This window comes from Streptomyces amritsarensis (assembly GCF_001953875.1).
GTDB classification, from domain to species: domain Bacteria; phylum Actinomycetota; class Actinomycetes; order Streptomycetales; family Streptomycetaceae; genus Streptomyces; species Streptomyces amritsarensis.
This window is the reverse complement of sequence record NZ_MQUR01000049.1, coordinates 1-21451: the sequence shown is the minus strand read 5'-3', so window position 1 is coordinate 21451 and position 21451 is coordinate 1. Positions and strand designations below refer to the sequence as shown.

The following is a 21451-nucleotide window of genomic DNA, read 5'->3' as shown; positions in this document are numbered from 1 at the left end:
ACCAGCATCACCCTCCCTACGAGAACGACAAGGACACCCGAACCATGAGCGGCATCATCTTCAAGGACTCCCACGGCACCGTGCTGGAGGACGGCGACTCGGTCACCCTGATCAAGGATCTGAAGGTCAAGGGGACCTCCGAGACCCTCAAGCGCGGCACCCTGGTCAAGAACATCCGCCTCACCTCCCGCCCGGGCGAGGTCGAGTGCAACACGAAGAAGGTCAAGGGCCTGGTCCTGAGGACCGAGTTCCTCAAGAAGGCCTGACCGGCGGCGGGCCCCTGCCGGTGGGCTGAACGTCGCTGAGGCCGGACGCCGGGTCCCGCGAGTTGCAGGGATCTGCAATTGTGGAGGTCACAGGTTTCGAAGAGGGGCGAGCGGATGCCCCGCGAAGGAGCGGTTCCGGGTGGATGAGATGGGCAGTCACGGCAGGGCTACGCAGGCGAGCACGCCGCTGTACCAGCTGAAGTCGGAGTTCTTCAAAACGCTGGGGCACCCGGTCCGCATCCGCGTCCTCGAACTCCTGTCCGTACGGGAGCACGCGGTCGCCGAGATGCTGCCGGAGGTCGGGGTGGAGGCCGCGAGCCTTTCCCAGCAGTTGGCCGTCCTGCGCAGGGCCAACCTGGTGGTCACCCGCCGGGAGGGCTCGAACGTCTATTACTCGCTCACCGACTCGCAAATCGCCGAACTGCTGAGGGTAGCCCGCGGCATCCTCTCCGGTGTCCTGGAGGGCCAGGCCGAACTCCTGGCCGACCTTCGAGCCAGCCGCCCGACCCAGCGGTAGCCGGCGCTCCGCGGTGCCGGCCCCGCGAGGGCCCGCATCCCCCATGCGGCGGCTGTCCTCCGTCGGTGCGGGTTCGACGCGGTTCCGACACCGGAAGACGTGTCAGCAGGTATGACAAGATCATCAGCGGCCTGCGGGACGGGGATCCGGGTGACGGTTCCCTCCGCGGCCCCATCGGAGTACGTCATGTCGCACGGCAGATGGCCATGTGCCGGGACGGGGAGAAGCAGGGAATGCCGGAAGCAGGGAATGCCCGGGGGCTGCAAGCAGCAGCGGGGGCCGAGGAGGCGGGCGTGACGACGTGGGGGCTGGTCGTCGAGGCCACGGTGGGCCTGGGCGAACGCAAGCACACGGAAGCCTACGTCGTGGCGCACGTGGAGGGCTCGCGGGAGGCGGCCCTGGCGGAACTGGAAAGACGGGCCCGCGCATACGCCCCTGAGCACCCACGCAGCCCCAAGCGTCGTCGCCTCCTGCGGAGCGGCGACGGGTTCCTGCTGGTGATCGACGGTGCCTGGCAGTCCTACGCCACGCGCTTCAGCATCGCTGAACTCCTGGAGGACACCGACCGCCCGCAGCCGCCACGGCAGGACACGGCCGAGCCGGCCCGGGCTCAGGGAACTGTGCCCTCTCCGGCACCGGTGCCGGAGGAGCCGTCGGCGGCGGCCGACTCGGGGTGCGACGAGGACGGAGTACCGCTGCGGCCCTCCTGGCTGGGCCGCACGGACCTCTCCTGACGCACAACTCACGGGGAGGACACGCCTCATGACCGGATGCCGCTGACCGGCGGCACCGCCTGACTGTGCCCGCGCGACCACAAGCGGGCTGTCGGCTGTCGGTGACTCAACAGCCCGCGGGCAGGTGCCGTGAGGAGGCCAGGCGCGGAGGCTGTCACCCGTTCCGTTCGCGCCGTCGGCCCGTGTCACTTCTGGGCGTGCTCACCCAGGTAGAACAGCAGCCAGATGAACCCGGCGAAGACGTGCGTGCCGAAAATGTAGAAGAAGGCGCGCAGTGCTACGCCCCTCTCCTTCCACCTCTCGTGGTTCGCCGGGGTGTACTCGTCAGGGGTGTTGTCCGTCATGGCGCGGCTTCCTTCGGTGGGTGCGGGCGAGCGTAGGGCCGCACGAAGACCTGCATCCCGTGGGCACTGGCCTGCGCGATGACGGCTTGGACTTCCCTCGCCTCCACCACGCGGGTGTCGGGCCGGGGGTCGGGGCCCCTGTAGGTGATCTGGTAGAGCTGCGCAGCGGGTTCTTCCCTGCCGCCGGTCACGGCGTGCCTTCCGGCAGGACGAAGCGGACGACGACGCTTTTGCCGCGCCCTGTGGAAGCCGGCTCGATACGGATGTCACCGCCGAAGGCGCGTGCCATGTCGGCCACCGTACGCAGCCCCCGTCCGGACCGGCCGGTGTCGGCCAGCACTATGGGGCGGGAGTCCAGGTCTGCGACGGCGACCACGAGCAGGTGCTCGGTCATGTGGAGGGTGATCTCGGCGTCCGGCGCCTGCTGGGCATGACGGACGGCGTTGGTTACGAGCTCGCTGACGACCAGGAGTGCCGCACCGAACAGCGCCGAGGTGCTGTGCAGGCCGAACAGGACCAGCGACCGCTCGGTACGCTCGCGGGCGGCCCGCACGGAGCCCGGCACCAGCGGCACCGTCCACGCGTGCCGGCGTGCTTGCGGCAGGGTGGGCTGACCGCTGGGGCGGCGGCTCATCGCAGCCGCCCAGGGTCGGGCAGTGGTGTGATCGAGTTCATGGGCCGCCCTCGCTGCCGACGGCCGTGCCGTGCTCGCGGGCCACGCGCAGAGCGTCCTCCAGCTCTTCGGCGGCCTGCGCTTCCTCGATGACGTCGTCAGCTTCCTGCGCAGCCTGCAGGCGAGCCTGCGCCATGCGAACCCGCTCCAGCACCGCTTCCTCGAACACGGCCACACCGCAACCTCCGTCCACCTGATCCAGACTTTGCAAATTGCAGACTTCTGCAAGTCTAGCGGGTGTGGCGCCGCCCAGCGCACAGCACCTTCTCGGCGGGCAAGCCGCCGTCGGACGAGGCGCCCGGCCGCCTGGCGGGACCTCGGTCGCCGCCTCCCGTGGCACCCCCAGCGCCGCTGCGGCCCCGGTCGAGGCTGGGCCGCCTGCGCCCCGCCACAGATTCCCGCACTCACTTCGGCTGCCCGCTGCTTTCCGTCGACGGGCAGCAGGTCGCATCGCGGTGGAGTCGGGACAGGGCCTCGGTGCGCTGTCAGCGGTTCAGCAGGCGATCGTGGATCCGTCCAGAGCGGACTCCACGGTCACCACGTACTCCTTCGGCCCGTCGGCCCCCACCCGGAGCAGGGCCGGCCGACCGGCCACCTCCTTCTGGAAGCACATGCCGAAGCCGCTCCGGAGCCGGTCCGGGGCCTGGGCCCGGGTGCCGACCGCTTTCCATCCGTCCCTGCCCGCGGTGTCCCAGTAGTGGGCGGCCAGCGACCGGGCGTCCAGGTCGTGGGTGTAGCCGCTGTCCGCGGCGACCCAGGGATCGCCGCTGTCGTCCATGCACTCCACACTGGTCCGCACCGGCGTGGCACCGGCCGGGGCGGCGGGCGCCGGCGGCCGAGACCTGGGCCATGCGCTCGGCCGCCCTCGTCTCCTCGCACGAGCCTTCCGACCCGTGGAAAAGCACGTACAGCGACCCTGCCGGCAAGGCGAGGCCGAGGGCGGCGGCCAGGCCCAGACGCATCCCGCGACGCGGGGATCGGGTCGCACTCATGGGGTCTGTGGCCATCTCGCTTTCAGGGCGCCCTTGTTGATGTATCCGATCGCATGGTAGCTGGCAGGTGCCCTCCGACACCGCGCCGGCGGTCCGCTTCCCCTTCACTTCACTCGCCGCGGCAGCGGGGCAGCCTGACCAGCCAAGACGGCTTGCCCGCGGTGGCAAACGCAACCGATCATTCGCCCATGAGACCCGAAGTGCAGGTGTTCGTCGCCGACGGCCCGCTTCCCGACTGGGACGCGAGTGAAGAAGAGATTGGCAGGCGCGCCGAGCAGATCGAAGCGATTCCGAAGCCGGTCACGAGAGAGGAAGCCCGAGCGCTCGTCTCCTGCTTCGGCCCGGACGATTGCTATGGCGTCGCCTGGACGCTCCTGCACCTCATCGAGACCGGCCCCAACCCTGTCCTGGCCACCGACCCCGGACCGGACGCCAACGAGTGGCACCAACGCCTCTTCCTCCGCGCCGTGAACGGAGGGCTCGTCCCGCGAGCTTGACGGCATAGCGCCGTGCAGTGTCTACCGCCTCACCAGCACCCGAGCCCGCGCCGAAGCCGCGGCCAGCTGGATAGACATCGGCGTGAGAGTCGGAGGCTTCGTCGATGCTCCCGCTCGGGTGGCCTGCCGAGATCTCGGCCAGCCATCGGACGCCCATCTCAGCTCCAGGGCGATGGTGAACGCGGTGTGTTCGGGTCGGGTCCGGTCACCTCGGACAGCCGCCCGGCGATCGGCGCCGTCCACGCGCGGGCGCCGAGGAGCGGCGCGAAGGACGGGCTGGGGGGGGGCGGGCGAGCCGCCGGTGCCGGCACTGCCCCCACTGTATGCAGGTGCGCAGGAGCTCGGCGGGCAGTCGCAGCCCGCGCGCCACGGCGGTCCTCAGGAGGTCCTGGTGGTCGTTGGCGGCGAGTCCGGGCGTGGCCAGCCACCGCAGCAGCGCACCGTCACCCGGCTCGCCGAGGCTTCGCAGGAGCCAGGTGAGGTAGGTGGGGAAGGCCTTGCGGTCCGTCTCCGATCGTCGCAGTTCCTCGACCGCCTCGGCGAGAGGGCCGGGCCGGTCGGTGGTCGGCGAGTGCAGCGCGTACCGGGTGCACGGCACGGTCCACGATGCACCCGACGGCGTCATCACGTAGGTCACGGCTCGGCACGCACGGCGGCGCGGGCGCCGCGCGCCGCTCATGCCGCGGTCCAGCCGCCGTCCAGGGGGATCGAGGCGCCGGTGATGTAGCCGGTGTGGGGGCCGCAGAGCCACAGGACGGCGGCGGCCACCTCCTCCGGTTCGATCAGCCGTTTCACGGCGGAGCGGCCGAGCATCACCTCGGTGACGACGCGGTCGGCGTCGATGTCGTGGGCGGCGGCCTGGGCCGCGATCTGCCGCTCCACGAGCGGGGTGCGGACGTAGCCGGGGTTGACGCAGTTGCTGGTGACGCCGTGCGGGGCTCCTTCGACGGCCGTGACCTTGCTCAGGCCTTCGAGGGCGTGCTTCGCGGTCACGTAGCCGGCCTTGTACGCGCTGGCGCGCAGGCCGTGCACGCTGGAGATGTTGACGACGCGGCCCCAGCCCCGGCCGTACATGTGCGGCAGGATCCGGCGGAGCAGGAGGAACGGGGCGTGGACCATCACCCGCTGGAGGAGTTCGAACCGGTCCGGCGGGAATTCGGTCAGCGGCGCGACGTGCTGAAGGCCGGCGTTGTTGACCAGAATGTCGACCTCGGCCGGGAGTTCCCGGATGGGGGCGGCCTGCGCCAGGTCGACCACGTGGGCCCGGCCGCCGATCGACTCGGCGACGGCCCCGGCCGCCGCGGCGTCGACGTCGACCACGTGCACATGGGCCCCGGCGGCGGCGAGCGCGGTGGCGCACGCCCGCCCGATCCCGCTTCCGGCCCCGGTGACCATGGCGGTACGGCCCGCCAGGTCGATGCCTGCTGCGGCGGTTGTCCCGTGGGGGACGGGAGGGATGGGGCTCGTCATACCGGGAATCATCGGCGAGGCCCGGGGGCCGTTCCCATGTGCGCGGGCACCACAGTCCGCCGGCCGGATGTGTCGGCCGGGGCCTCCTCAGGAGGTGGGCGGATAGGGCGCCCGGGCACGCAGCGAGTACAGGACGGGGAGGTGGGAGTCCCCGAACGGCAGCCGGTAGAGGCCGTCCTGGCCCTGAGGCAGGATGCCGCGCGGGTCGAACTCCGCGGTGACGTGCTCGCCGAGGTGCTGCACGGTCAGACCGGCGGTGGCGGCCGCGGTGACGATCTCCCCGATGGAGTGCGGGTATTCGACCGCGTCCTGCGCCGGCAGGCTGAGGCCCGGTTCGGCGTAGGTCCCGGTGACGGTTTCGCGTTGGGGCTCGCCGCCGCCGTAGGGCCAGTCGACGACGAGGGGTTCGAGCGTGGCGACCGTCTGGAAGGCCGGGTGCAGGTCCACCAGGACCAGGCTTCCACCCGGCCTGAGCGCCATGGCGGCGCCGCGCATCCAGGCGTCGAGGTCGCCGATCCAGCACAGGACGCCGTATGTGGCGACGACGATGTCGAAGCGGCCGGCCAGGCTGTCGGGCAGCCGCTGGGTGTCCGCTTCGACGAAGGTGGCGGGCAGGCCGGTGCGCTCGGCGAGCAGGCGGGCCCGTTCGACGGCGACCGGCGAGAAGTCGACGCCCACGACGCGGGCTCCCAGCCGGGCCCAGCTCAGGGTGTTCATGCCGAAGTGGCACTGGAGGTGGAGCAGGTCCTTGCCGGCGACGTCGCCTGCGAGCTCGCGTTCGAGCGGCCGGAGCGTCTCGCGTCCCGCGACGAAGGACTCGACGTCGTAGAACCTGTCGGTGGCCGTCGAGCCGTGGACGCGGGCGCGGGTGTCCCACAGGGCACGGTTCAGTGCGGTTCCGTCATCGGCGGTCGCCTCGGTGTGGATCATGAGGCCGAGGATGGCAGACCGCCCAGGTGCGGGGCACGCCATTTACGGCGTCCCCTCCCCCATGGGCCTACGAGCAGCCACCCACGGGGCCTCCCGGTACGAGGGGCCTGCGGGCCCCGGTGCAGAACCCGTCCGGGCGGACACGACCGCCTCCCGGCCGCGGACGGATCGCGGGCAGCGGCCGCGGGTCGGCCGCCCGTCACCCGCCCCCGCTGAGGCGCAGCTGGTGCACGGCTGGTGCACGGCGGGCCGGAGCGCCGCTCGCCGGTACGGAGCGGGGTGTGCAGGCGCTGCCGTCCGCTCCGGATTCCGGCGCGGAGCCGGTGCCGAGGTCCGGCCGCTCAGGCGGCGGCGATACCAGCAGCAGCCCGGCCGGCCCGGGCCGGTCTTCGGCGCGATGCGGCGCCCGGCCTCGGTGAGCCGAGGCGGGACCGGCGCGGGCGGGGTCTCGCCTCGGCGACGGGAAGGAAGGCGGTCCGCGCGACGCGCCCGACAGCGGGCCCAGCAGCGGGCCAGGAGGCCAAGGGAGCTCCACAGAGCACTACGGGGCCGGCGCGCCACGGGGGAAGGGGCGCCGGCCCCGGACGGCCGCGGAATCGGGGGGAGGATCCTACGGCCGTCGCCAGGGTCACGGTCCACCGCCGCCGGCAGGGACGGACACACTGACGATTGAACTGTAAACCATTTGCTTTCCCTCGCCGCAGGCAGGTACCCGCCACCCGGGGGCCGGCCCGCCCGCGAAGGGCCGAGTGGTCCGGGTGAGAGGTTGTCGACGCGGTACGGCCCGGCGCACGACTGACGCCAGACCTTCGGCAGGCGGTGAGGTGGCGGCGCCGACCTCCGATCCGCGACGAGCCTGCCCGTCACCCCACGCAGGTACAGCCGCTGGAGACCCCCCGCCTCCGTGAGCCCGCGGCAAGCGCGTGACGCACGACAGCCGACGGGCCAGGCCCGGAACGGGGTGGAACCCGCGGTTGGCCATGAGCCGGGCCACGCTGCGCGGGTTGCGGGCGAGGCTCGCGGGGCGGGGTGCGCGGGCGGCCGCGGCGTTGCGGCTCTCGCGCCTGATCAGCGGGCCGTTGGCCACCCTCACTGCCGCGGTCAGGCCGTAGATTCGAGCACAGTGGCCACGGAGCCATGGCGGGCCGGCACGTTGGCGATGTTGGCCGTGTCGCCGTAGGCGGCGAGGGCCTTCACCAGCGGGCATCCAGCCCAGGCCTCGACTCGCGGGTCTCGCAGAACTCGCCGCGGCGCATGGGGCCCGCCCGGCCACGTGGACGCGCCCCCGGCACGTCGCGCGCGGCCGCGATATCAGGTGAGGGCGGCGGCCAGCAGGGCGAAGGCGGCGATGATGACGGCGACGCGTACGTAGTGGTAGCGCTCCCAGCGGTTCATCTGCTCCTTCCAGTCGGCAGGCCGGTTCTCGGGGGTCCAGGTCTTGCCCCGGTTGTTGATCGGGACGAGCAGCAGGAGCGACATGACCACGCTGAGGATCAGCAGTACGCCGGCGGTGACGACGAGGCCGGCGCCGGGGCGGTGCCATCCGGCGACGACCCAGACCCCGACGAGGACGAGCGAGGTGATGTACCAGACCGGCATCACGGCGCCGAGCATCCGGCCCCCGTGGGAGCGGCCGAGTTGGCCACTGTCCTCGGGGAGGGCGTCGAGGATCCGGTTGATGACGAAGGCGACGGAGAACTCCACCCCCACCATCACGCCGACGACCACGACGGTCACGACCTCGAGCGCGTTGAGCATGACGACCCCTCCAGGTATCTAGCATTGCTAGCTGATGAAGCAACGCTAGCCCTACTGCCGCTCGAATGTCTAGCGCTGCTAGGATCGAATCATGTCGGTACAGGAACGCAAGCAGCGCGAACGGGCGGATCGCGAGCGCCTCATCGTGGCGACCGCCCGCGAACTCGCCGAGCAGCAGGGCTGGGACGCGGTCACCACCCGCCGGCTCGCCGAGCGCATCCAATACAGCCAGCCCGTCCTCTACAGCCATTTCCGCGGCAAGCGCGAGATCATCGGCGCCGTCGCCCTCGAGGGCGCCGCCGAGATGGCCTCGGCAGTGCGGGCCGCGGCGTCCGCCGCGGACGGCCCCCGCACCCGGGTCACCGCGCTCGCCCGCACCTACCTCGAGTTCGCCGAGCGCAACCCGGCCGTCTACGACGCCATGTTCCAGCTCGACGGCGGCCTGGCGTTCGCGCACGAGGACACCCCGGAACCTCTCAAGGACGCGTTCGCCGCCCTGCTGGAAAGCCTCGGCGAAGTCGCCGGGGACGGCGTCCACCCGGGACTGTTCACCGAGGTGTTCTGGGCGGCCCTGCACGGGCTGGCCACCCTGACCCGGGCGGGACGGCTGCCGCCGGAGGAGACCGGGCGGAGGGTGGAGCTGCTGGTGGACCGACTCGCCGTGGTCTGACCCACCGCCCCGGCGGCAACATGCCTGAGCTGGTTGCACGGGCTCGGCGACGGCAGCCCGCCACTCCGGCCAACACCCCTGGTTCACCGCATGTGGTTCCCGCCGCCCACGATGTGTTCACCGCACGCTCAACGACTCCACGTGACGAGCGCCGACTGCGGATCCGGCCGCCCGGGACGGGTCAGCCCCGGAACCGGCGGATTCCGGGGGCTCAGGGAATGGCTGCGGGTCCGAGGTAGGCGCGGTAGCCCTTCATCCCCGGCAGTGCCGGCAGCTCGTACGGGCGCCAGGTGCGGGCCCACGCGGGAGCCGGCGCGCCGCCCTCGACCAGCACGGCCGTCGGCCGGGTACGGGCGAGGGCGGCCAGGGCGGCGGCGCTGATGCTGCCGTCGTGGCCGCCGAGGAGCTGGCGGGAGGCGCACCCCGTGCGGAAGGCGACCCGGACGGCCTCCTCGCCGCTGATCACGCACGGCGCGCGCAGGCCCTGGCCGCGCAGTGCCTGCGCCACGGCGCCGAAGGCCGTGTGGGTCGTACGGCTGCGGGCGGCCAGCTGGGCGGTGACCATCAGCTGGAGCGTGAGGTGCGCGGCCAGCACGAGACAGAGGGCGCCGAGGAGGACGGGCCGGGAGCGGGCGGCGCCGAACAGCCGGGCGAGGGCCACGGCCACCGGTAGCGAGAGCAGCGCGTACGCGGGAAGCAGGAACCGGGGGGCGGCGTACCCCACGAACAGCAGGTAGGGCGCCGCCATCGACAGCCCCGTCGCGGCGGCAGCGGCCGCCGCGCGGCCGGGTGTCCGCCCGCTCCGGTAGGCCAGGGCCACGCCTGCCGTGGCGAACAGGGGCAGGGTCAGCCACCACAGGGAGGTGACCGGCTGGGTCCAGGGGATGTCGCAGGGGCGGCACAGGGTGCGGCCGCCGAGCGAGCGCAGGTGATGGCCGAACGAGGGATTCCAGCCGAGCCCGCCCTGGATCTCGCCGGCGCGGTGGAGGCGGGTCAGGAGGCCGCCGTAGTCCAGCCGGGCCTCCACGACCCAGGGGGCGGCACCGAGTACGGCTCCTGCCGCGAGGGCCACCAGGCGGGCGGCCTTGCGCGGGCCGGGCAGCAGGGCTGCCACGCACGCCGCGGGAAGGACGAGCCAGACGGCGTCCGAGGGGCGCATGAGGGCGGCGAGGGCGACTGCGGCGGCGATCCCGACGAGCGGGCGGCGGTCGGCGGGATCGTGTGCGGCTCTCAGTACACAGCCGGTGGCCGCCAGCGCCGCGAGCGCCACCCAGAGGTTGGGCATGGCCTGCGGGCCGTAGAACAGGCTGACCCACAGGCCGGCGAAGAGCGCGCCGGCCAGAGTGAGGACGCGCAGGGGCAGCAGCCTGCGCCAGGTCCACAGCGCCGTCAGGAGCCCTGCTGCCGAGAACAGGGCGAGGAAGATCCGCAGGGCGGGCACGGAAGGGGTGAGCGTCACGAGGGGTGCCACGAGCCAGCTGATTCCGCGGGCGCGCGGGGCGCTGAAGAACGCGGCCGGGGTGTCCGGCGAGACCTGGCTGACGTAGACGGTCTCGTCCCACCCGAGCCCGGTGCCGGCTGCCATGAACGCCGTCTGGGCCAGCGCGTAGGCGGCGGCGACGGTTCCGAGCGCGGCAAGGTCCTTTCGGCGCGGCCTGTGGGGCGAGGGCTCGGTGCGGTCGTCCGGTGGGCCGGGGGCCGTGACGGAGCGTTGGGCGGGCATGGGCCGGACCTCCGGAGGAGCGATGGCTGTACGGCGGCGGCCGTCCGGGCGCGGGCGGGCGATCTGCCCCGTGTGCGTCGCGGCGTCACCGCCGTCTGCGCCCTGAGTGGCCGACGACCGTGTTGATGCCGTAGCCGCCGAGGGCGGAGCCCAGGTTGGTCTGGACGGTGAAGCCCTGGAAGCGGATGCCGTCCTCGCGGAGGTTGGCGATCCTTTCGCCGCTGGGGTTCGTGGCCTCGATGACGGAAACGACCGTCGGGTCGGGCGGCCACCGCCGCCACCGCCGCCACGGCCGGCAGAAGGGCGTAGAGCCTTCGCATTTCCTCACCTGTTGATCGACACGGCAGAACGGCGCGGTTGCGGGTTTCGGTTTCGCTGCCGGACCGCACTGTGTGATCACGGGAGCCCCCGGGCAAGGAGCCCCGCTGGGAGGGCAGGAGGATGGACCGATACGGGGCAGTCCCTGACGGTCCGCCGCATCCGAAGGGCCTATTACGGCGATGAGATGAACGTCCCGCCATGCCGTTCCTCCCCGATCGCCCACGGGCCCGCGTGGCGCTGATGGCAGCCTCCCTGGTGCCCGACGTGGCGTGGCCCCGGGCGGGACGGGCGTCCAAGCCGCGGATCACCGCACCGCGCGGGCGAGAATGGAGGGAACCGGGACGGTGAACGGGTAACGGGGGCAATGGACATGGAATACGTGGTGGTCGCGGGGGTCGGCCTCGCCTGGGCGCTGTTCCAGCTGTGGCGTGGCGGCGCATTCGGCGGCAGGCCGGCGCAGCGCAGGCAACCTTCCCGATCTCGGAACCGCGGCAGGGTCAGCTTCTCCTGGGGGGACGATGCGTCCTGCGGCGGATCCTCCTGCGGCGGCGGGGGCGACTGATGCCCGACAGCTGACCGCGCTGGCCCCCGCAGGCCACCGTCCCCCGGGATCCCTTCCCCGACACCGTGCTGTGGCCCTGCCAAATCGAGCACGTTGATCCGCACCGTGCGGGATACGCGCTCGCGCCGGCCGCGAGAGCCGGACGTTCACGGCCCGCAGGGTCCGTCGCTGCCCGGCCCTCCGGCACCACGTCGTCCTCCGACGGCACGACCAGCCCGTCACACGACTGCGGCGGAGCACCGTTCGCACGTACGCGGTGCGTGGTCAGTCGGCCACGGACGGCCTCCGGGCTCCACGATCAGGACCGCGCCACCAGGCGTCAGCACCCGGCGGGCAGTGGCTCAGGATCGTGGCCGCCCAGGCGTCCGTCCAGTCGTGCAGGATGCTCTCGTCCGCAGCCAGCAGCCGACCGCCGGCACCGGCCGCCGCCTCTGCCGCGCCCGGCCCCTGCGCTGCGCGCACCCCCGGACCGGATCCGGGCCGGGGGTGCGGTGTCAGCCTCTGCGGCGGCGGTTGCGGGCGACGATCGCGCGGGTGACCACGGGCGGGAGCAGGTCCTTGGCCAGCTTGCGCCAGCGGGCACCGGGCCTGCGCGCGGCCGGGGCGGGGGCGGGGGCCGGCGCCGGTTCCGTAGGCGGAGCGGGGTGCAGCGGCTGCGGGGGCTCGGGGGCGGCCACGCCGTGGTCGCCGATGCGTACCAGCGGGCGGCCGTCGATCACGTCCACACCGTGCCAGAGGTCGGTGCGCCCCTCCAGCCACGTGAGCAGTGCCGCCTGGTGGGGTGCCGGGTCGCCCCAGGTCGCGTAGAGCTTCGAGGCCGACACGCAGAGGGGGTTCAGTTCGCCCGTGACCACGGCGGTCCAGACGGCGGCCGCGACGCCGGGGCAGTGCTCGGAGCGGTAGTCGTCGAAGACCACCACGGCGTCCGGGGTCGCGACGAGGCGCGAGGACGCGATGTCCGTGACGACGTGCTCGTAGAGGTGCGAGGCGTCGACGTGCACGAATCGGCAGCTCGCCGGCTTGACCATGTCGGCGACGACCGAGGTGGGGGCTTGGATCAGGGTCGGCAGCGCCTCGTGGAAGGCCAGGTAGTTCGTCTCGAAGCCGCGCCGTGTGAGCGTGGGGTAGGAGCTGCGGTTCTCCGCGACGTTGAAGTCGTCCGTCGCGGGCGAGTCGAAGAGGTCGCAGACGGTGAACTCCTCACCGGGCCGGAGGTACCGGCCGAGGAAGATCGCGCTCTTCCCCATGAAGGCGCCGAGCTCCAGCAGGTCGCCCGGCTGCCCCCCACCGTTGTTCTGGCGTGTCAGGAACCAGTCGAAGAGCACCTGGTCGTACGCCGAGAACCAGCCCTTGACCTCGCCGTACGTGGTGGGGACGAGCGGGGCCGGCTCACCGTCGGGGGTGGCGACGGAAGCCTGGGAAACATGCGACACGGAGAGTCATCCTCCAGCGAAGTGGCATCGGTTTTCACGCTGATACCCGGCCGGGTAACGGCACCCTAAGCCCTGGGGGGACGTGTGACGAGATGTGAGCGGAATCCGCCTGGGTTTTCTGCCCGGCGCCTCCCGCGTGCACGGATCGCCGTCCAGCGGCACGGCCGCTTCACCTCCCCGGATCGGGCCGCTTCGTATCCCCTGGTCGGATCCCGTCGTGCCGCGGCCACGGCCCCGGCCGCCCGAGTCTCCCCGGCTCCCCCAGTTCCCCCGGCTCCCCCGGCTCTGCGCCGGACGGGCGGCACGGACACGCAGTGGCCGGGCGCAGGGAGGTCACGCGGGCACGGGCACGGGCACGGTCTGGGTGATGCGCCACAGTTTGCGCGGGAGGCCGCCCTCCTCGAACGCGTGGACCTCCTCGAGGTTCCAGCCCTCGGCGAGGGCATCGACGAGGTCGCGGGAGAAGAAGTGGACGGCGAAGCCGCCGTGCTCCCAGATGTCGTCGCCGTGCCCGGTACCGGCCCGGTAGTGCGCGTCCGCGGTGTGGCGGACGGTGTAGACGAAGACGCCGCCCGGCCGGAGTACACGGCGGACTTCCGCGACCAGGCTGCGGATCTCCGGGGTGGAGAGGGCCATGCACAGCAGCATGTGTGCGAACACCGCGTCCACCGAAGCGTCCGCGAGGGGAAGCGGCTCGCGCACGTCGTGGACGGCCGTGGTGAGCTGCTCTGCCACCTGCTGTGCGGCGCCGGCCGCGCGCAGCTGCTCCAGTCCCACCGGGCTGAAGTCGGTGGCCAGCACGGAGAAGCCCTCGCGGGCGAAGTACAGGGCGTCCCGGCCGTGCCCGGCGCCCAGCTCGAGCACCGCGTGCGCACCGGCGGCCCGGAACACCGCGGCGGCATGCACGGCCGGCGCGGACGGCTCCTCGCCGTACATCCGGGGATGCTCGCCGTACGTCTGCTGCCAGTGCTCGCGCTGCGTCTCGGGCAGCCTCTCCCGTCCGCCCTCCGACATGCCGAGGCCCTTCTCTGCGCCCACCGGGTACGGGGGCAGCCTAGGAGGTGCGGTCCGTTCCCTCGCGCACCGGGCCGCGCGTCGCGTCGGGCGGTGGGTGGCCAGGCGGTGGCCCATCGGTGGTGGGTCGGCTGCGGGGCCGGACCCGGCGGCTACCCCAGCAGGTCCAGGAGGGGTGTGAGGCCGTTCGGCCGCCGGTCGGCCGGCAGGTGGTCGACGAAGTGCACCGGGCAGCCGAGCGCCGCGGCGCCGCCGTCCGCGGTGCGGTCGTCGCCGACCATCAGCACCTCGGCGGGCGGCAGGCCGAGAGCGTCGCACGCGGTCCGGAAGATCCGCGGGTCGGGCTTCTGGACGCCGAGCTCGTAGGAGAGCACGTACACGTCGACCAGCTCGTCCAGACCGTGCGTGCGGAAGATCGGCCGCAGGTCCCATCCGATGTTGCTGACGACGGCCACCGGGACGCCCCGTCCGCGCAGCTCGCGCAGCGTCGGTGCGGTGTCCGGGTAGGGGCGCCAGGCGGCGGGGCTCATGTGGCGGTCGTAGAGCGCCTCGGCCAGCTCCGGCGCCGGCAGGCCGGCCGCCAGCGCCAGGCCGCCGTAGGCCGCCCGGTGCTGACGGGCGCTCACGTCCCGTTCCCGCCAGAGGCCTTCGAGGTGGGTGGGCATCCGCCGGGGTGCGCTGCCGCCCGGCAGGGCGCCGTACTGCGTCAGACGCCCCGCCGTCTCGCGGAACTCCTCGTCGGACAGCCGGATGCCGACCGCCGCCAGGCCCGCGCCGAGCCACTCCTCGGTCGACTCGATGCGCAGCAGCGTGCCGGAGAAGTCGAACATCACTCCTCTGATCATGTGAGGATCGTAAGCCAGGCCGGGTTCCGGGCGTCCCGGTCAGGTGGTGGGGTGCAGGCGGGACGGGGTGAGCGGGGAAGCGGGCGGGGCCGCGTCCACGTTGGCCAGGGCGCTGCCGGCCAGCCAGCTGCGCCAGTCGACGTTCCAGTCGCCGAAGCCGTTGTCGAAGGGGGCCATCTTCTCCCCGCCGCTGTTGACCACCTCCACGATGTCGCCCTCGCGGACCGTTTTGAAGAACCAGGCGGCGTTCTCGGTGCTCATGCCCGTACAGCCGTGGCTGACGTTCTCCTCGCCCTGCGCCTCGACCGACCAGGGCGCGGCGTGGATGTACTCACCGCTCCAGGTCACCCGGGTCGCGTAGGAGACGGGCAGGTCGTAGAACTCCTTGGTGCCGCGCTTGATGCCGACGGTGTCGCCGCGCATGCGCACCTTGGACTCCTTGCGCAGGACGACCTTGATGCCGCTGCGGGTCCTGAACCCCTCCTTGCCGGTGGTCACCGGGATCGTCCTGATGACGCGTCCGTTGCGGCGTACGGTCATCCGGTGGGTGGCGGAGTCGGTGACGGCCTCGATCCGGTCGCCGATGGTGAACTGCAGGTCCTCGGAGGGGCCGCCGTAGGCGTTGTCCCCGACCTCGACCCCGTCCAGTCCGCTGCGGACGCGGACCACGGTGTGCGCGGGCCAGTAGGTGCGGGGCCGGTAGTGCAGGGTCGATGCGTCGACCCAGTGCCAGGCGCCCTCGACGCGCGGCTCCGAGGTCACCTCCAGCGCCTGCTCCAGCCGGGCGCGCGCCACGGGGTCGTCGGCGGGGACGGGCCGGCTGAGGGCGGCCGTCACGATCTCCCCGGCTCCGTACGTGCCCGGGCCCGGCCCGAACTCGACGGTGAGCCGGCCCCCGTCCGCGGGCGGCGCGGTCCGGAAGGCCATGGTCACGCCGACCGGGCTGCCGGCCGCGTCCTGCGCGCCGACCTGCACGGTGTACGTCTGCCCTGCCCGCAGCGACTCGGTGTTCAGCCAGCGGTCGCCGTGCGGGCCGAGTTCACCGGACAGGTGGCGGCCGTGCCCGTCGCGCACGGTCACGTCCGTGATGCGGCCCGGTTCGGTGAGGGTGATCTCCAGGGGCCCGCCGGCGTCGGTGGGCAGCACCTCCGCCCAGGCGGCGTCGGCGACGGCGGGCTCCTCGAGTACGGATCCCCTTCCGCGCGCGGTGGCCCGCACCCGCTGCTCCTGCCAGCCGTCGCACAGCCCGCGCCGGAACAGCCGGGCCGCGCACTGCCCTTCACCTGCCCCGCGGGCTCCTTCCAGCACTCTCCCCACCAGGAGGGTGACCGCCGCTTGTCCCGGGCGGCCGTCCGGGGCCGGGCCCGCGGTGTCCGCATCAGGGGTCCTGCCGGGCGCTGCGGCGACGACCAGCATGGCCCCCGTCACCGCAGCCACCGCGCCCCACGCCTTGATCGGTCGCGTTTGTCGCATTCGTGGCATAGCCGTATCAAACCGATGGGGAGCCAACCTGATGATCATGCGCTCGGTCCTGGGGCCGAACGGGCACCGGAAGTGAACTCGTACGGAGCACACCCCTGCGCGGCCGGGCGGGGCCGGGGAAACCCGCGTGACCCCGGCCGGCTCCGCGCGGACAATGCCCCCATGCCCGTACGCGTGGTACATCCGGACGAACTGACCGCCCTCCAGGACATCGAGAGGGCCGCCGGGCGCTGTTTCCGCGACATCGGCATGCCGGAGATCGCCGACGACGAACCGCTGTCGCTCGCCGAACTCGCCCCCTACCGGCTGGCGGGCCTCGCCTGGGTGGCGGTGGACGCGGCCGACGCCCCCGTCGGCTACCTGATCGCCGAGCGCGTCGACGGGGGCCTGCACGTCGAGCAGGTGTCCGTGCACCCCGACCATGCCCGCCGGGGCATCGGCCGGTCCCTGCTGGAGCACCTGGCGGCGGTCGCGGTGGGTGAGGGCGTGCCCGCGCTGACGCTCACCACCTTCACCGAGGTCCCGTGGAACGCCCCGTACTACGTCCGCTGCGGTTTCCGGCCCCTCGGCGAGGAGGCGCTCACCCCCGGCCTGCGGGAGATCCGCGCGCGGGAGGCGGCACACGGCCTGGACCGGTGGCCTCGGGTGTGCATGCGGCGCGACCTGTAAGGGGCCCTGCCTGCGCCGTCCTTCGCCGACCGCGAACCGGGGTCGCGCTCGCACCGGCGGTGTGCTGGGGTGGACGGATGGATCTTCTGGTGCTGGGCGGGACGGCGTGGCTGGGCCGTGAGATCACACGGCAGGCGGTGGGGCGCGGACACGGCGTGACGTGCCTGGCGCGCGGTGAGAGCGGTGAAGTCGCCCCCGGTGCGCGGCTGGTGACGGCGGACCGGAAGGACCGGTCGGCCTATGACGGACTCCTGGACCGCGACTGGGACGCCGTGCTGGAGGTGTCCTGGCAGCCGGCGTTCGTCCGCGACGCGCTCGTGGCGCTGGCGCAGCGGACGCGGCACTGGACGTACGTCTCGTCCGTCAGCGCCTACGCCGACCACGGCACGGTCGGCGCCGACGAGTCGGCCGCGCTCCTGGCGCCCACCGAGCAGCAGTACGTGGGGCGCGAGGCGTACGGAGAGGCGAAGGTCGCCTGCGAGGCGGCCGTGCGCGCGGCGGTCGGCGACCGTCTCGTCGTCGCCCGGGCCGGCCTGATCGGCGGCCCCGGAGACCACTCCGGGCGCTCGGGGTACTGGGTGGCGCGCGCCGCCCGCACGGTGGACCAGCCCATGCTCGTGCCGCACTCCCCGGGCCTGCCGACGCAGGTGGTGGACGTACGCGACCTCGCGGGCTGGATGCTGGACCTCGCGCAGGAGGGCACGGTCGGGACCTTCGACGCCGTGGGGCCCGTCGTGCCGTTCGACGAGTGGGTCGAGCTGTCGCGCCGCGTCGGCGGCCACACCGGGCACGTCGCGAAGGCGGACCCGCAGTGGCTCCTGGACCGGGAGGTCGTGCCGTTCATGGGGCCGGAGTCGCTGGCCATGTGGATGCCGGACCCGCAGTGGGCGGGGTTCGGCGCCCGCAGCGGAACCGCGGCGCGGGCGGCCGGGCTGCGGCACCGGCCGCGGGCGGAGATGCTCGCGGACCTCCTGGAGTGGGAGCGCGCCGAGGGCTTGGACCGCTCCCGCCGGGCCGGCCTGAGCACCGGCCGGGAACGCGAACTCCTCGCCGCGCTCGGCCGCTGACTCCGGCCGCCCGGCGACGTACGCCGGCTCAGCGCCGCGGCCGGGTGGCGACTGCGGCCGCGATGCGCAGGGTCCGGGCGTACGTGCCGCGGGGGTCGTGGTCCAGCAGGGCCCGGCGCAGCTCCGTCTCGAAGGCGGCCGTGCGGTCGCCCAGTACGGCGGGGCTGGACGAGGAGAAGGACAGCTGGAGGCCGATCACCTCGTCCACGGTGTGCCGGACGGGCTGGTCCCACCGGTGTGTCTCGACGCGGGAGAGCGGCGACTTCGCGAGGAGGTCGCCCAGGTCGTCCGGGTCGACGCCGTCGGGTCGGCCGGGTGCGAGGAAGCGTGCGCGTACCTCCTCGACCACGGTCAGCCAGCCCGGCGGCGGGCCGCCGGCCCGGTGCAGGGACGACTCGACGACGGCGACTCCGCCCCGGGGCGCGAGCACCTCGTCCAGGTCGGCGAGGACCCGGCCGCGGTCCATGCGGCGGAAGGCGCCGCCGATGACACACAGGTCGATCCGGGGCAGGCACAGCCGGGTGACGCACGCGTCGTCGCCGCGCAGCCACGAGATGTTCGTGATGCCGCGTTCCTCGGCGAGCCGGATGCCCTCGGCGAGCATCGCCGGCTCCGGGTCGACGGCGTACACGTGGTCGGCGAGGGAGGCCAGGGGCAGGGCGAGCGTGCCGGGGCCGGCGCCGAGGTCCAGTACGGTCTGGGAGCCGTCGAGCGCGAAGCGGTCCGCGAGCAGGGTGTGGAACTCCCGCGGGTACGGGGGCCGGTAGCGGGCGTAGTAGGGGGCGGCGGACGCGAACGGGGTGCTCATGGGGTCCTCCCTCCGGGGTTGCACCCGCCGATCGTGGAGCACGCGGCCGCCTTCCGCGCCCGTCAGGCGTCCCGAATCCCCCGAACGGATGTCTGCGCGGAGCCCCGGGAGGCCGCTCTCGCGTCATCCGGCGTTCCGGCGGCGTTCGCCCGGTGTTCGCCTGCCTGCGCCGGACGGCGCTCCGGTTCGAGGCAAGAAGCGGCCGGACCAGCAGCTCCAGGTGAGCGCCACCGCCGTCGCCGAGGAGGGGTTCTCGCGCGGCTCCCTCATCACCGTCGCCGCAGGCCCGGCGGGCAGCGGCAGACCCAGCGCCTGGCCACCGGGGCCTTCCGTGGCAGCGCGGCCCTCCTCCCCCGGGGCCGGGCCTCGGCGGGCGGCGCTCACGCGCCACGATGGTGACGACGGGCCGGGCACGCGTGCGGGCGTACCCGGCCCCCCGCTCAGTTCGACGGGGTGAGGCGCTCCCACAGGAAGGTGTGCACGAGAGCCTCGTTGAAGGCCGTCTGCCGGTGGTCGGTGGCGCCCGCGTGCCCGCCGCCGATGTGCTCGTGGAAGAACACGGGATGGCCCGCCTCCCGCAGCCGGGCGGCCATCTTGCGGGCGTGCCCCGGGTGGACGCGGTCGTCGCGGGTCGAGGTCAGCAGGAGCAGCGGCGGGTAGGCGGGCCCGTCCGTCCGGATCCGGTGGTAGGGGGAGATGTCCTCCAGGTGGGGCCGGTCCGCAGGGTCGTCGGGGTCGCCGTACTCGGCGATCCAGCTGGCCCCGGCGAGCAGCTTGTGGAAGCGGAGCATGTCCAGCAGCGGCACGTGCGCGACGACCGCGCCGAACAGCTCCGGCTCGCGGGTGAGCATCGCGCCCATGAGGAGTCCGCCGTTGCTGCCGCCCTCGATGCCGAGTTGTGCCGGGGTGGTGATGTCCCGGGAGACGAGGTCCCTGGCGACGGCGGCGAAGTCCTCGTACGCCCGGATCCGGTTCGCGCCGAGCGCGGCCCGGTGCCAGGCGGGCCCGTACTCGTGCCCGCCCCGGATGCCGGCGACGACGTAGGTGCCGCCGCGGGCGAGCCAGGCGCGTCCGGTGACCGCGCTGTAGGAGGGGACCATGGAGATCTCGAAGCCGCCGTACCCGTAGAGCAGGGTCGGGCCGGGGCCGGACCGCTCCTCGGGTCCGACGACGAAGTAGGGGATGCGGGTGCCGTCGGCGGATGTCGCGAAGAACTGGCTCACGGTGAGCCCGGCGGCGTCGAACAGCGCCGGGCTCTGCTTGACGGGCTCGCTGTCGTCCTCGCCGCCCGCCGTGCCGCGGTAGAGGGTGGAGGGCTGGAGGAAGCCGGTGACGAGGTGGAAGTACTCGTCGCTCACGTCCGGGTCGGTGCAGGTCACCGAGGCCGTGGACAGCTGCGGTACGCCCGGCAGCGGTGCCCGCTGCCAGCCGTCGGCTCCGGCGCCGGGGGTGAGCAGTTCCAGGCTGGAGGAGACGTCGACCCGGGTGCCGAGAATCAGATGGTTGCGGGTCCAGCTGTATCCCGCGAGCGCGGTGCGCTCGTCCGGGGTGAACAGCACCTCGGCCTGCCGCGCTCCCGCCAGGAACGCGGTGAAGTCGAAGGCGAGCAGGCTGCCCGCGGGGTGGCCGAGCCATGGCGTCTTCGTGGTGACGGTCAGCCACTCGCGGTGGACGGAGGCGCTCGCGTCGTCCGGCACGTCGATCTTCACGGGGGCGCCGGAGGCGTCCTCGGGCAGGAGGAACAGCTCCTGGTTCCAGAAGTCGATCTGCCGGTGGACGAAGTCCCGCTCGAAGCCGGGGGTGTCGTCGTGCCAGCCGGACGCGGACAGGTCGCCGGGCCGGCCCTCGTAGACGAGCTCGGCGTCTTCGAGGGGTGTGCCGCGGCGCCAGCGGCGGACCTGGAGCGGGTAGCCGGACGTGGACATCGAGCCGGCACCGAAGTCGGTGCCGATCCAGACGCGGTCGTGGTCGATCCATCCGATCCGGGTCTTCGCCTCGGCGACGGTGAACCCGTCCGCGACGAACTCCAGGGTCTCCAGGTCGAACTCGCGCACGACGCAGGCGTCGGCGCCGTCCCGGGAGAGCAGGACCAGCGCATGCCGGTGCTCGGGGGCCAGGACCCTGCTGCCGGCCCAGGCCCACTTCTCCTCTTCGGCCTCGGCCAGGGCGTCCAGGTCCAGGAGCACCTCCCAGGCCGGGCGGTCCGTGCGGTACTCCTCGAGCGTGGTGCGCCGCCACAGGCCGCGTACGTGGTCGGCGTCCTGCCAGAAGTTGTAGAGGTGGCGGCCGCGCCGGACGACGTGGGGGATCCGGCCGTCGTCGTCCAGCACCTCGCGCATCTCCTGCTCGAGCACCTTGAAGCCGGGCTCGCCGGTCAGCGCGTCCACGGTCTCGGCGTTGCGCTCCCGGACCCAGGCGAGGGCGTCCTCGCCGGATACGTCTTCCAGCCACAGGTAGGGGTCTTCATCGCTCATCAGGCGATTGTGCAGGAAGCGACCGGCGGGGTCACCCGCCCGCCGTACGCCGGGCCTCGCGCAGGGCCGAGTGCACCGACCAGACGACGGAGACCAGCGGGACCGCTACCACGGCGCCGACCACGCCGGCGGCGATCGCACCGGCGACCACCGAGATCGCCACGACCAGCGGATGGAGGCGGACCGCCCGGCTCATGACGAG

At 73.2% G+C, this 21451-nt stretch carries 24 protein-coding genes; 7 read left to right on the top strand and 17 right to left on the bottom strand.

The annotated features are described in order from the left end of the window. Positions 1–44 precede the first annotated feature (44 nt). The 3 genes from AVW11_RS20620 (at position 45) to AVW11_RS20610 (ending at position 1517) form a co-directional block, all read left to right on the top strand. Complete coding sequence (locus AVW11_RS20620; protein WP_060179626.1) at positions 45–266, top strand: alkylphosphonate utilization protein; 222 nt, start codon at positions 45–47, stop codon at positions 264–266. 148 nt (positions 267–414) lie between these two features. Then, a complete protein-coding gene (locus AVW11_RS20615; protein WP_030848123.1) occupies positions 415–783 on the top strand; it encodes an ArsR/SmtB family transcription factor in 369 nt (122 codons plus the stop codon). Between the two features lie 326 nt (positions 784–1109). After that, positions 1110–1517, top strand: coding sequence for a hypothetical protein (locus AVW11_RS20610; protein ID WP_413081783.1), 408 nt, complete (start codon positions 1110–1112; stop codon positions 1515–1517). Between the two features lie 185 nt (positions 1518–1702). Here the strand turns inward: AVW11_RS20610 and AVW11_RS37755 are convergent, their stop codons facing one another. The 4 genes from AVW11_RS37755 to AVW11_RS20590 all read right to left on the bottom strand — a co-directional run bounded on the left by AVW11_RS37755 (position 1703) and on the right by AVW11_RS20590 (position 3312). Beyond that, positions 1703–1861, bottom strand: coding sequence for a DUF6126 family protein (locus AVW11_RS37755; RefSeq protein WP_167389236.1), 159 nt, complete (start codon positions 1859–1861; stop codon positions 1703–1705). Between the two features lie 187 nt (positions 1862–2048). Next, positions 2049–2495 carry an ATP-binding protein gene (locus AVW11_RS20600; protein ID WP_078093482.1) on the bottom strand — a complete coding sequence of 149 codons (447 nt, stop codon included), beginning with the start codon at positions 2493–2495 and terminating at the stop codon, positions 2049–2051. 37 nt (positions 2496–2532) lie between these two features. Beyond that, positions 2533–2709 carry a hypothetical protein gene (locus AVW11_RS37750; RefSeq protein WP_167389235.1) on the bottom strand — a complete coding sequence of 59 codons (177 nt, stop codon included), beginning with the start codon at positions 2707–2709 and terminating at the stop codon, positions 2533–2535. Between the two features lie 318 nt (positions 2710–3027). Then, positions 3028–3312: a hypothetical protein gene (locus tag AVW11_RS20590; RefSeq protein ID WP_076045201.1), complete on the bottom strand. Its 285-nt coding sequence runs from the start codon at positions 3310–3312 to the stop codon at positions 3028–3030. Between the two features lie 402 nt (positions 3313–3714). Between AVW11_RS20590 and AVW11_RS20585 the strand changes: the two genes are divergently transcribed. Beyond that, the gene (locus AVW11_RS20585) at positions 3715–4023 is read left to right on the top strand and encodes a hypothetical protein (protein ID WP_076045199.1); all 309 of its coding nucleotides are present in this window, start codon (positions 3715–3717) and stop codon (positions 4021–4023) included. A 205-nt stretch (positions 4024–4228) separates the two neighbouring features. Here the strand turns inward: AVW11_RS20585 and AVW11_RS20580 are convergent, their stop codons facing one another. The 4 genes from AVW11_RS20580 to AVW11_RS20565 form a co-directional block, all read right to left on the bottom strand. Next, complete coding sequence (locus AVW11_RS20580) at positions 4229–4621, bottom strand: hypothetical protein (RefSeq protein ID WP_143568871.1); 393 nt, start codon at positions 4619–4621, stop codon at positions 4229–4231. 77 nt (positions 4622–4698) lie between these two features. Next, a complete protein-coding gene (locus AVW11_RS20575; protein ID WP_076045195.1) occupies positions 4699–5493 on the bottom strand; it encodes a 3-hydroxybutyrate dehydrogenase in 795 nt (264 codons plus the stop codon). 87 nt (positions 5494–5580) lie between these two features. Next, positions 5581–6423: a class I SAM-dependent methyltransferase gene (locus AVW11_RS20570; RefSeq protein WP_076045193.1), complete on the bottom strand. Its 843-nt coding sequence runs from the start codon at positions 6421–6423 to the stop codon at positions 5581–5583. A gap of 1311 nt (positions 6424–7734) precedes the next feature. Further along, the gene (locus tag AVW11_RS20565) at positions 7735–8181 is read right to left on the bottom strand and encodes an anthrone oxygenase family protein (RefSeq protein ID WP_076045191.1); all 447 of its coding nucleotides are present in this window, start codon (positions 8179–8181) and stop codon (positions 7735–7737) included. Between the two features lie 91 nt (positions 8182–8272). Between AVW11_RS20565 and AVW11_RS20560 the strand changes: the two genes are divergently transcribed. After that, the gene (locus AVW11_RS20560; protein WP_076045189.1) at positions 8273–8851 is read left to right on the top strand and encodes a TetR/AcrR family transcriptional regulator; all 579 of its coding nucleotides are present in this window, start codon (positions 8273–8275) and stop codon (positions 8849–8851) included. Between the two features lie 211 nt (positions 8852–9062). On the opposite strand, the gene AVW11_RS20555 is transcribed toward AVW11_RS20560, so the two are convergent. The 6 genes from AVW11_RS20555 to AVW11_RS20525 all read right to left on the bottom strand — a co-directional run bounded on the left by AVW11_RS20555 (position 9063) and on the right by AVW11_RS20525 (position 16222). After that, complete coding sequence (locus tag AVW11_RS20555; RefSeq protein ID WP_076045187.1) at positions 9063–10574, bottom strand: hypothetical protein; 1512 nt, start codon at positions 10572–10574, stop codon at positions 9063–9065. Positions 10575–10659: 85 nt separating this feature from the next. After that, on the bottom strand, positions 10660–10902 hold the full coding sequence (locus tag AVW11_RS20550; RefSeq protein WP_030848164.1) for a hypothetical protein: 243 nt from the start codon (positions 10900–10902) through the stop codon (positions 10660–10662). A gap of 1049 nt (positions 10903–11951) precedes the next feature. Beyond that, positions 11952–12890 carry a class I SAM-dependent methyltransferase gene (locus tag AVW11_RS20540; RefSeq protein WP_060179636.1) on the bottom strand — a complete coding sequence of 313 codons (939 nt, stop codon included), beginning with the start codon at positions 12888–12890 and terminating at the stop codon, positions 11952–11954. A 333-nt stretch (positions 12891–13223) separates the two neighbouring features. Beyond that, on the bottom strand, positions 13224–13928 hold the full coding sequence (locus AVW11_RS20535; protein WP_338058876.1) for a class I SAM-dependent methyltransferase: 705 nt from the start codon (positions 13926–13928) through the stop codon (positions 13224–13226). Positions 13929–14056: 128 nt separating this feature from the next. Continuing rightward, positions 14057–14749, bottom strand: a complete 693-nt coding sequence (locus tag AVW11_RS20530; protein ID WP_076045183.1) for an HAD family hydrolase — start codon at positions 14747–14749, stop codon at positions 14057–14059. A gap of 39 nt (positions 14750–14788) precedes the next feature. Continuing rightward, on the bottom strand, positions 14789–16222 hold the full coding sequence (locus AVW11_RS20525; RefSeq protein ID WP_240528220.1) for a L,D-transpeptidase: 1434 nt from the start codon (positions 16220–16222) through the stop codon (positions 14789–14791). A gap of 171 nt (positions 16223–16393) precedes the next feature. Between AVW11_RS20525 and AVW11_RS20520 the strand changes: the two genes are divergently transcribed. Both AVW11_RS20520 and AVW11_RS20515 read left to right on the top strand, forming a co-directional pair. Continuing rightward, entirely contained in the window at positions 16394–16900 is a 507-nt protein-coding gene (locus AVW11_RS20520; RefSeq protein ID WP_060179639.1) for a GNAT family N-acetyltransferase, read from the top strand. 77 nt (positions 16901–16977) lie between these two features. Continuing rightward, positions 16978–17967 (top strand): NAD-dependent epimerase/dehydratase family protein, encoded by a 990-nt coding sequence (locus AVW11_RS20515; RefSeq protein ID WP_060179640.1) that lies wholly within the window; start codon positions 16978–16980, stop codon positions 17965–17967. Between the two features lie 28 nt (positions 17968–17995). Here AVW11_RS20515 and AVW11_RS20510 read toward each other — a convergent pair whose 3' ends face one another. The 3 genes from AVW11_RS20510 to AVW11_RS20500 all read right to left on the bottom strand — a co-directional run bounded on the left by AVW11_RS20510 (position 17996) and on the right by AVW11_RS20500 (position 21445). Continuing rightward, entirely contained in the window at positions 17996–18775 is a 780-nt protein-coding gene (locus tag AVW11_RS20510) for a class I SAM-dependent methyltransferase (protein ID WP_060179641.1), read from the bottom strand. A 440-nt stretch (positions 18776–19215) separates the two neighbouring features. Next, the gene (locus AVW11_RS20505; RefSeq protein ID WP_076045179.1) at positions 19216–21249 is read right to left on the bottom strand and encodes a prolyl oligopeptidase family serine peptidase; all 2034 of its coding nucleotides are present in this window, start codon (positions 21247–21249) and stop codon (positions 19216–19218) included. A gap of 31 nt (positions 21250–21280) precedes the next feature. Beyond that, positions 21281–21445, bottom strand: coding sequence for an AI-2E family transporter (locus tag AVW11_RS20500; RefSeq protein WP_276209100.1), 165 nt, complete (start codon positions 21443–21445; stop codon positions 21281–21283). Positions 21446–21451 lie beyond the last annotated feature (6 nt).